The 4244-nt window shown below is 62.7% G+C and carries 4 protein-coding genes; 3 read left to right on the top strand and 1 reads right to left on the bottom strand.

Annotated elements, in window-relative coordinates; translation table 11 throughout:
* Positions 1 to 16: 16 nt before the first annotated feature.
* Positions 17 to 961 carry a GlxA family transcriptional regulator gene (locus tag K9857_RS29770; RefSeq protein WP_224542071.1) on the bottom strand — a complete coding sequence of 315 codons (945 nt, stop codon included), beginning with the start codon at positions 959 to 961 and terminating at the stop codon, positions 17 to 19.
* A 209-nt stretch (positions 962 to 1170) separates the two neighbouring features.
* Between K9857_RS29770 and K9857_RS29775 the strand changes: the two genes are divergently transcribed.
* The 3 genes from K9857_RS29775 to K9857_RS29785 all read left to right on the top strand — a co-directional run bounded on the left by K9857_RS29775 (position 1171) and on the right by K9857_RS29785 (position 4213).
* A complete protein-coding gene (locus K9857_RS29775; protein ID WP_224542073.1) occupies positions 1171 to 2115 on the top strand; it encodes a choline ABC transporter substrate-binding protein in 945 nt (314 codons plus the stop codon).
* 104 nt (positions 2116 to 2219) lie between these two features.
* Positions 2220 to 3107: a 3-keto-5-aminohexanoate cleavage protein gene (locus tag K9857_RS29780; protein ID WP_224542075.1), complete on the top strand. Its 888-nt coding sequence runs from the start codon at positions 2220 to 2222 to the stop codon at positions 3105 to 3107.
* A 140-nt stretch (positions 3108 to 3247) separates the two neighbouring features.
* Complete coding sequence (locus K9857_RS29785; protein ID WP_224542077.1) at positions 3248 to 4213, top strand: L-carnitine dehydrogenase; 966 nt, start codon at positions 3248 to 3250, stop codon at positions 4211 to 4213.
* Positions 4214 to 4244: the final 31 nt, after the last annotated feature.

The following is a 4244-nucleotide window of genomic DNA, read 5'->3' on the forward strand; positions in this document are numbered from 1 at the left end:
ACAGGGTTTTTGGCGTTCATGCCTTTGCGGTACGCCTATCCTCTCGCGGACAGCGCTCGTATTTCGCCCGGTAACTGCGGGTGAAATACGACGGTGATTCGAACCCGCACGCAATGCTCACTTCAAGCACGCTCATGTCCGTCTGTCGCAACAATTGCCGGGCCTTTTCAAGCCGCAAGCGCAGGTAGAAGTTGCTCGGCGTGTCGTTGAGGTGCAGACGGAACAAACGCTCGAGCTGCCGTCGGGTGACTTTGATCGATTCCGCCAATTCCAGTGTGCTCAGCGGTGGCTCACTGTGCTGCTCCATCTCGCCAATCACATGCACCAGTTTCTTGTTGCTGATGCCATAACGCGTGGCGACTTCCATGCGCTGGTGGTCTTTGCGCGGGCGGATGCGGCCGAGTACGAATTGTTCGCTGACCTGGATCGCCAGGTCCGGGCCGTGGGCCTGGCCGATCAGATCGAGCATCAGATCAATAGAGGCAGTGCCGCCGGCGGAGGTGATGCGCCGGCGGTCGATCTCGAACAGCTCCTGGGTGACGCTGAGCTGCGGGTAGGACTCCTTGAAGGCATCGATGGCTTCCCAGTGCAGGGTCAGGCGATGACCGTCCATCAAACCCGCCTCGGCGAGGACGAAGCTGCCTGTATCAATGCCGCCCAGGGTCACGCCTTCCTTGTCCAGACGGCGCAGCCAGTGCTCCAGCGCCGGGGTGACGAACTTCAGCGGTTCGAAGCCGGCGACCACCCACAAGGTCGCGCCCTTCTTCAATGGCTCCAGCGCCGCATCAGCGTTGACCGACATGCCGTTACTGGCCAGCACCGCCCCGCCATCGGCGCTCAATACATGCCAACGATAGAGCTCGCCGCGAAAGCGATTGGCGACCCGCAGCGGCTCGATGGCCGAGATGAATCCAATGGCCGAGAAACCCGGCATCAACAAGAAATAGAAATCCTGAGACATGGCGCGCACTCGAGTGGAGGTAGCGAGACGGCGGGAGCGTGAGGACGTTGATACGCCACTTGCAAACGCCATTCAAGAGGACAGGTCGCTGCAGTGCAAGTGCTGGTCGCCGCAGTGCGCTTTTATGGCCGATTAGCTGCGTAACGTGACATCACCGGCGCACAAAGACGACCGGACCCACAATAACGAAACTGCCGAGGAACCCGAGAATGAAACGACTGATCAGCAGCTGTGTTCTTGCACTCAGTGGTACCGCTTTGCTGAGCGCCAATGTCATGGCCGCCGAACCCGCCTCTTGCCAGAACGTGCGCATGGGCGTGGTGAACTGGACCGATGTGATCGCCACCAGCGCCATGACCCAGGTATTGCTCGACGGCCTCGGCTACAACACCAAACAGACCAGTGCTTCCCAGCAAATCATCTTCGCCGGCATCCGTGATCAGCGCCTGGACCTGTTCCTGGGCTACTGGAACCCGCTGATGACCCAGACCATCACTCCATTCGTCGACGCCAATCAGGTCAAGGTGCTTGAAGCACCGAGCCTGAAGGACGCCCGCGCCACTCTCGCCGTGCCGACCTATCTGGCCGACAAGGGCCTGAAGACCTTCGCTGACATCGCCAAGTTCGAGAAAGAACTGGGCGGCAAGATCTACGGCATCGAGCCAGGCTCGGGCGCCAACACCCAGATCAAGGCAATGATCGCCAAGAACCAGTTCGGCCTGGGCAAGTTCCAGCTGGTCGAATCCAGCGAGGCCGGCATGCTCGCCGCCGTCGATCGCGCCGTGCGCCGCAAGGAAGCCGTGGTGTTCTTCGGCTGGGCGCCGCACCCGATGAACGTCAACGTACAGATGACTTATCTGACCGGCAGCGATGACGCCCTGGGCCCGAACGAAGGCATGGCCACAGTCTGGACCGTCACCGCGCCGAAATACGCCGAACAGTGCCCGAACATCGGCCGACTGCTGACCAACCTGACCTTCACCGCCGAAGACGAGAGCCGGATGATGCAGCCTCTGCTGGATCACAAGGACGCCTTCGAATCGGCCAAGCAATGGCTCAAGGATCACCCCGAAGACAAGAAGCGCTGGCTTGAAGGCGTGACCACTTTCGACGGCAAACCGGCCGCTGAAAATCTGCAACTGACCAGTAAATAACCCCATTCATAGAACCACCGATTCGCAGCCCCAGCGGGCTGCGAACGGCACCGCTACGCCCGGCTTTTCACCCAAACCGCACACGCCTGTAAGGAACCACGAACATGAACCACGACGTCATCATCACCTGCGCACTCACCGGTGCTGGCGACACGACCGCCAAGAGCCCACACGTGCCGGTCACCCCGAAACAGATCGCCGCTGCCGCCGTGGAAGCCGCGAAGGCCGGCGCCACCGTGGTTCATTGCCACGTTCGCGACCCGCAAACCGGCAAGTTCAGCCGTGACGTGGCGCTGTATCGCGAGGTGATGGAGCGCATCCGCGAGGCGGACGTCGACATCATCGTCAACCTCACCGCCGGCATGGGCGGCGACCTGGAAATCGGTGCCGGCGAAAACCCGATGGAGTTCGGCCCGAACACCGACCTGGTCGGCCCGCTGACCCGTCTGGCCCACGTCGAGGCACTGCTGCCGGAAATCTGCACCCTCGATTGCGGCACCCTCAACTTCGGCGACGGCGACACCATTTATGTCTCCACCCCGGCGCAACTGCGTGCCGGCGCCAAACGCATTCAAGAGCTGGGCGTCAAAGCCGAGCTCGAAATCTTCGACACCGGCCACCTGTGGTTCGCCAAGCAGATGATGAAGGAAGGCCTGCTCGACAACCCGCTGTTCCAGCTGTGCCTGGGCATCCCGTGGGGCGCGCCGGCTGACACCACCACCATGAAGGCCATGGTCGACAACCTGCCGGCCGACGCGGTCTGGGCCGGTTTCGGCATCGGTCGCATGCAGATGCCGATGGCGGCGCAAGCGGTGCTGCTGGGCGGCAACGTGCGGGTCGGCCTGGAAGACAACCTGTGGCTGGACAAGGGCGTACTGGCGACCAACGGCCAACTGGTCGAACGCGCCGGCGAAATCCTCAGCCGCCTCGGCGCCCGGGTCCTGACCCCGGCCGAGGGGCGCAAGAAGATGGGCCTGAAACAGCGCGGTTAACCCCATTCCCTCTCCACTGTAGGAGCGAGGCTTGCCCGCGAAGAGGTCGGCACATTCGCCAGATCCTCTGCGGCTGAGACACCGCCTTCGCGAGCAAGCTTCGCTCCTACAGGGATCATCGAACTCACCAGGACGCCAACATGAGCTTTATCACTGAAATCAAAACCTTCGCCGCCCTGGGCAGCGGTGTCATCGGCAGCGGCTGGGTTGCGCGTGCCCTCGCCCATGGTCTGGATGTAGTGGCCTGGGACCCGGCGCCCGGTGCCGAAGCCGCGCTGCGCAAACGCGTTGCCAACGCCTGGGGTGCGCTGGAGAAGAAAGGTCTGGCGCCCGGCGCCTCTCAGGATCGCCTGCGCTTCGTCGCCACCATTGAAGAATGCGTTCGCGACGCCGATTTCATCCAGGAAAGCGCCCCCGAACGCCTTGAGCTGAAACTGGACCTGCACAGCAAAATCAGCGCCGCAGCCAAGCCCAACGCCCTGATCGGCTCCAGCACCTCCGGCCTTTTGCCGAGCGAGTTCTACGAAAGCGCCACCCATCCGGAACGCTGTGTGGTCGGCCACCCGTTCAACCCGGTTTACCTGTTGCCGCTGGTGGAAGTGGTCGGCGGCAAGAACACCGCGCCCGAAGCCGTGCAGGCTGCGATGCAAGTCTACGAATCCCTGGGGATGCGCCCGCTGCATGTGCGCAAGGAAGTCCCGGGCTTCATCGCCGACCGCCTGCTCGAAGCGCTGTGGCGCGAGGCCCTGCACCTGGTCAACGACGGTGTGGCGACCACCGGCGAAATCGACGACGCGATCCGTTTCGGCGCCGGCCTGCGCTGGTCGTTCATGGGCACCTTCCTGACCTACACCCTGGCCGGTGGCGACGCAGGCATGCGTCACTTCATGGCCCAGTTCGGCCCGGCCCTGCAGTTGCCGTGGACTTACTTGCCGGCTCCTGAGCTGACCGACAAGCTGATCGACGATGTGGTGGACGGCACCAGTGATCAGCTGGGCAAACACAGCATTTCGGCGCTGGAGCGCTATCGTGATGACTGCCTGATGGCGGTGCTGGATGCGGTGAAGGCCACTAAGGCCAAACATGGCATGAGCTTCAGCGAATAGCAGGTCTGGCCCCATCGCGGGCAAGCCCGCT

This window comes from Pseudomonas sp. REP124 (genome assembly GCF_020164475.1).
Taxonomy (GTDB): domain Bacteria; phylum Pseudomonadota; class Gammaproteobacteria; order Pseudomonadales; family Pseudomonadaceae; genus Aquipseudomonas.

Bases quoted from the DNA above. Each gene is read 5' to 3' on its own strand.
- K9857_RS29770 (WP_224542071.1), bottom strand. From the start codon at position 961: ATGTCTCAGGATTTCTATTTCTTGTTGATGCCGGGTTTCTCGGCCATT.
- K9857_RS29775 (WP_224542073.1), top strand. From the start codon at position 1,171: ATGAAACGACTGATCAGCAGCTGTGTTCTTGCACTCAGTGGTACCGCT.
- K9857_RS29780 (WP_224542075.1), top strand. From the start codon at position 2,220: ATGAACCACGACGTCATCATCACCTGCGCACTCACCGGTGCTGGCGAC.
- K9857_RS29785 (WP_224542077.1), top strand. From the start codon at position 3,248: ATGAGCTTTATCACTGAAATCAAAACCTTCGCCGCCCTGGGCAGCGGT.